Genomic DNA, 5,423 nt, shown 5'->3' on the forward strand with positions numbered 1-5,423 from the left:
GGGAAACCGGCGTAAAAACGGATGGCTGGATCGGCAGTGACCAGCGGGTTGTCGGCAAAGCGCGGATCTTGCTGCGCATCGGAAACCTCAAACAGCGACTCGCCCTGGATCGTGTGGGCACAGAACGCTCGCTCACGGGGAGCCTCTTGGCTTTCCAGTCCGGTACGCGACAAAAGCCATTGCCGATCGGCGTCAACCAGGCTGACCAGCGCGATCGGGCAGCCGATCAGGGCCGCAGCGCTGCGCACCAGGCCATCCAGAACGGGGTCCGGTGGCGTGTCGAGCAGCCCCAGCGATTGCAGAACTTGCAAACGGCTGGCTTCATGGCTTGGAAATTCGGCGGAATGCATGGCTGGGCGTTCAGCGCTCACAAAACAGACGGGTTGCGGGAGGCCTGGCTGGCAAGCCATTGCAGCAGTCCGCCCTGCATGCGCTGCAGCGCGTCGCTGTTGTCTTCGGCAGGGCGGGCTGTTTTTTGGGCTTCAAGGCTTTCCGTGCCCGAGCTGGCGGGCGCACTGTCGTACAGGTGCACGGTGACCCAGGGGGCCACCCGCGAGAGGTAGCGCACCAATGCGGGCACGATCACGCGGTCCACGGCCACATCGATCACCAGCAGGTGGGCCGGCATGCGCACCGAGCGCGCCATGCCGTCGAGCGCGTTGTCCACCACTTCCACATGGCAGTGCGGCGCGCTCAGGGCCACAGCGGCCTGCATCAATTGGCGCCGCAGCGGGTCGTTGACCACCAGCAGCACACGTTGCGCGTCGGCAGCGGTCTTCTGGTGGGCATCGGTGGGTTTTGACGAGGTCCAAGGTGGTGGCATGGCGGTTCTCAATCCGGCGGCGCTGCCCGGCGGGCATCACGTTCCTTTTCCGGCTGAGAACAACTGTAGTTACCCCCTTCATCGGCGTCTGTGGGGAGTTCTGTATAGGGAGCGTGGGGGTTTGTGGGTATGTGGAATGTGGACTGTGCAATCTGCAACAAACACCGCACTTAGTGTTGTTCTGCGTCGATCAGGCCGACCCGGATCGCAAAGCGCACCAGCGCCGGCACATCGGGTGTGCCCAGTTTGGCCATCAGGCGGCTGCGGTAGGAATCGATGGTTTTGGGCGAAAGGTGGAGCATCGCGCCAATTTCGCTGCTGGAGCGGCCTTGCACCACCAACAACACGATTTGCCGCTCGCGCACCGACAAGGATTCGAGCCCCGCTGCGGCATCGGGTTCGGTCAAACCCCTGACCGCCAGCTCTGCCACCTCCTGGCCCAGGTAGCGCTGTCCCTGGTCCACCGATTCGATGGCGGCCAACAGTTCTTTGGCCGAGGCGCCCTTGAGCACATAACCGACCGCTCCCAGGCGCAGCGCTTCGGCCACGTGGCGCGGCTGGGCCGACATGGTCAGCACGATGGTGCGCACGTCCAGGGCGCGCCGCTGCAACTCGATCAGCAGCTCGAACCCCGAACGCTGGCCCAAGTGCAGATCCAGCAGCAAAATGGCCGGGCCGATGTCACGCAGATCGGCCAAAGCCTGGGTCGGGTCGGCCGATTCGCCCGCCACTTCGCGCCCCCCGCCCAACAGAACCGCACGCAGCCCGTCGCGCATCATTCCATGGTCGTCGAGCAGGTAAATCGGTCTCATTCGGTGGGTCCTTCCCAATGCAAGGAAACCCGCGTGCCCTGGGGCAAAGCGGTCACAGAAAACTGCGCCCCGATGGCGATGGCGCGTTCGCGCATGCCCACCACACCCAGGTGTCCGGGACGGCCACCGGTCATGGGCGCCGGTATGCCGCGCCCATCGTCGATCACGTCCAGATGCAACTGGTTGGCGTGGCCACTCAAGACCACGCGGATCAAGGAGGCTTCGGCGTGCAGCAAGGCGTTGGCAAGGGCCTCTCGCGCCACCATGAAGGCACCGTATTCCACCTCGGGTGGCCACTTCAGTTGCGCCACGTCGTCGTCCACTTCCAGCAGCACATCCACCCCCTTCAGGTCGACCGCCGGCGCGCTGACCTCGTTGTCCAGTGCAACCGTCAGGCCTTGTTCTTCCAGCAGAGGTGGGCGCAGTTCGCTCAGCACATCGCGCACTTCGTGCACCGCCTGATCCAGCAGACCGTCGATGCGGCCACATTGCTTCTTCAAATTGGGCGGCATCGCATCACCGCTCATGGAGACGGCAGCGTCCAGGTGCAAACGGATCACCGCCAGTGTCTGGCCCAGACGGTCGTGCAAGGCCTGCGCAATGCGCCGTGAGGTCTGTTTCTCTTGCACCAGCAGCTGGTGCGTGAGTTCGGACAACTCCAGCTGGTAGGTGAACAAAGCGTTCTCGCTGGCGCGCCGAGCCGAGATGTCGCGCAACACCGCCAAAAAATGCCGATCGTCGAGCGCACGGGCACTCACCTCGACCGGGAACTGGCTGCCATCCTGGCGCAAAAAGGCCCACTCCGAGAGCTGGGTTTCACCCGAAAACAGGCGCTCGATGCGGCTGCGCTCTTGTTCTGCCAGCAGCTCCGTGAGCGGGCGCGCCAGCAACGCCTCGCGCCCCAGCCCCAGCATCGCCAGCACCTGTGGGTTTGCGTCTTGGATGCGGTTGTCGCTGTCCACCAACAGCACGCCGTCCGAGAGTTGCTCGAAGAGCTTGCGTCGATACGCTTCAGATGCCTGCAGTTCGGCCTGCGCACGCTTGCGTTCGGTGATGTCCACCGTGGTTCCTGCCATGTAGGTGGCCCGGCCATCGGCGTTCCAAACCGCCTGGCCCTTGGTATGCAACCAGCGCCAGCCGCCCTGGGCGTCTTGAATCCGGTACTCGATATCGTAGGGTTTGCGTTGCAGCAGGTGTTCGCGCACCACCCGCCTCCAAACCGGTAGGTCCAGTGGATGGATGCGCTCCACGAGCCGGGCCACCACCTCCAGCGACGGCTCGGGTGCCCAGCCCAACTGGTGCCAAAAATCGTCGCCCACAGTCAGGCGACCGGTGTCGGGCTCCCAATCCCAGACCTGGCCACCCGCTGCGGCCAGGCGGTAGCGCTGCTCGCTTTCGCGCAACTGCGCTTCGCTGCGCTGCAGCGCTTCAACCGCCTCGACGCGTTGGGTGATCTCCACCGTGGTGCCCGCCATATACCGCACCCGATCTGCCTCGTCCCGCAGACCCGACCCCTGGGTCTCGAACCAACGCAAGCGCCCTTGGGCATCGGTCACCCTGAACTGGAAGAAATAGGGCTTGTGCTCCACCACAAAAGCCCTGATCGCCTGCCTCCACGCGGGTATGTCGTCTGCATGCAAGACCTCCTCGAATCGCGCTTGCGATTGTTCCACCGGCCCCGCTGCCATACCCAGTTGCAACCAGAAATCGCCACCAATGTTCAATTGATCAGAGGTGACGTCCCAGTCCCAAACCAGACCATGGGCCGCTGCCAGCCGGTAACGCTGCTCGCTTTCGCGCAGCAAATCCTGGCTGCGCAGCAAGGCCTGTTCGGCCTCAATCAGTTCGGAGATATCGATCGAAACCCCCTGCAGATACGGCGCACCGCCACCGTCGGGCTGGATGCGGCGCGAGGAGTCCCGGAAGTGGCGCCACCGGCCCTGGGCATCGCGCAAACGGTATTCGATCTGCACTTCGGCAACCGCCGAGGTGGCGGTAGGCAAGGCCTCCCTCACACGCTCCAGGTCGTCGGGGTGCACCGCTTGTGCCCACGAGTCGCTGTTCGCCAGCCATTGCTCGGGCGTAAAACCCAAGACCTCGATGTGCGGGCTGACATAGAGCGTGCGGTTGGACCCGTCGAGCGCGGCGCGGTATATCAGCGCCGGGGTCTGCTCGGCCAGCAGGCGGAAATCGCGTTCGCGATCGCTCAGCACCTGCTCCGCCTGCTTGCGCTCGGTCACGTCGCTGATGAAATAGCTCAGTCCCTCGGGCGACGGGTAAATGCGGGTTTCAAACCAGCGCCCACGCGGCTCGAAATACTCTTCCAGCACCACCGCCTGCTGCGTCTTGGCCGCGCGTGCGCAGGCGTCATAAAACGTCGTACCCACCGACTGGGGAAATACGGTCCAGATGTGCCGCCCCACCAGTTCCTTGGGCGACGCGACACCCAGCATGCGGGCCGCCTGCGCGTTCACATAGGTGTAGAAACCGCGCTTGTCCAGCGCCACGAATCCGTCGTCCACCCGTTCCAGCACGCTGGTCAGCAAGTCGCGTGTTTTTTCAATTTCCGTATATGCGTTTTGGCGTGCTCTTTCCAGATCGACTTGCTGGGTCACGTCATGACACAGGGCCAGCCGCGCCGGCTGCCCGTCGAAATCCATGGCGATGGAGGACACGTCCATCAACACCAGACGGCCGTCCTTGCAGCGATGCGTCCAGCGACCGGTGCTGCGCAAAGGCGGTTGTGGCGCCTCACGCCGCCGGGCGATTTCAGCGGAAAACCGCTCATGTTCCTCGGGCGGCCGGATGTCCTTCAGCGTGAGCCCCAGAAATTCCTCGCGCGCATAGCCGTAGTGCGCCACGGCCGCCTCGTTGACCGCCAGGATCCGGAGCCCCTTCAACTCGAACACCATCATGGGCAGGGGATTGGCTTCGAACATCAGCCGGTAGCGCTTTTCGTTGTCCTGCAGTTGCGCTTGCGCCGCGTGCTGCTCGGTGATGTCGCGCGAGACACCATACATGCCGATCACCTGCCCCGCCTCGTCGCGCAACGGGCCCTTGAGGGCCTGGTAGGTGCGCGGCCCAACCGCCGTCTGGATGTGCTCTTCGAAGGTTTGCACCTGATCCTGCTCCATCACCAGTTGGTCGTTGGCGAGCAGCATCGCGGCCTGCTCCGGAAAGGCCACATGGTCGTCCACCCCCAGCAAGTCGTCGGGCTTGCGCCCCATCACACGACCGGCCTCCCGGTTCACCAGCAGGTACCGGCCCTGGCGGTCCTTGGCAAAAATCGCATCGTGCGAGCTTTCGATCAGGGTCTGCATCCACCGCACCGAGTGCTCGCTCGCTTGAATCGCCGCTTTGCGGCGCACCAGCCGGCTCAACAAGCTGCGCAGCAGCAGCGCCGCAGTGACCACAAACACGAGGTCTAACACCAGGTTGAGGCGCAGACGCCAGCCCTGGTCTTCAACCCACCGATCCAACGCCAGATCACCCAGAACCAACCACATGGTGGAAAAAAGAACAAACAGCAGCAACGGTTTTCGGATGTCCGTTGGCACTGCGGTCGGCGCTGGGATGTTGTTGGGCAGGTCCATATAAATAAACGATGGCGTACAGAAAAGGCCGCGACGCATCCGCACAGAGGCCATGGTGTCAGGTCCCTGGAGTCCTCCCCGTCAGCAAACCTCTGGCATACCCGACCCCCGAGTGGTCAGCCTAGGCCATACCGGAAAGTGGCGCCGTGACATATTCCCGTTCACGCCGGGAAAACGCAGACCGGGCGCGCAGAC

General features: G+C 63.8%; 4 protein-coding genes. All 4 read right to left on the bottom strand.

The window, feature by feature from the left end:
* Window positions 1-350 (bottom strand): GAF domain-containing protein (locus ABYB95_RS16145; protein ID WP_372659584.1); only part of this gene is annotated, 350 nt, incomplete at its 3' end.
* Between the two features lie 17 nt (window positions 351-367).
* Entirely contained in the window at window positions 368-823 is a 456-nt protein-coding gene (locus ABYB95_RS16150) for a hypothetical protein (RefSeq protein WP_372659585.1), read from the bottom strand.
* Window positions 824-993: 170 nt separating this feature from the next.
* Complete coding sequence (locus tag ABYB95_RS16155) at window positions 994-1,635, bottom strand: response regulator (protein ID WP_372659586.1); 642 nt, start codon at window positions 1,633-1,635, stop codon at window positions 994-996.
* Complete coding sequence (locus tag ABYB95_RS16160; RefSeq protein ID WP_372659587.1) at window positions 1,632-5,141, bottom strand: PAS domain S-box protein; 3,510 nt, start codon at window positions 5,139-5,141, stop codon at window positions 1,632-1,634. Before ABYB95_RS16160 ends, ABYB95_RS16155 begins: the two co-directional genes overlap by 4 nt.
* Between the last annotated feature and the right edge of the window lie 282 nt (window positions 5,142-5,423).

This window comes from Hydrogenophaga sp. (assembly GCF_041633695.1).
Taxonomy (GTDB): domain Bacteria; phylum Pseudomonadota; class Gammaproteobacteria; order Burkholderiales; family Burkholderiaceae_C; genus Hydrogenophaga.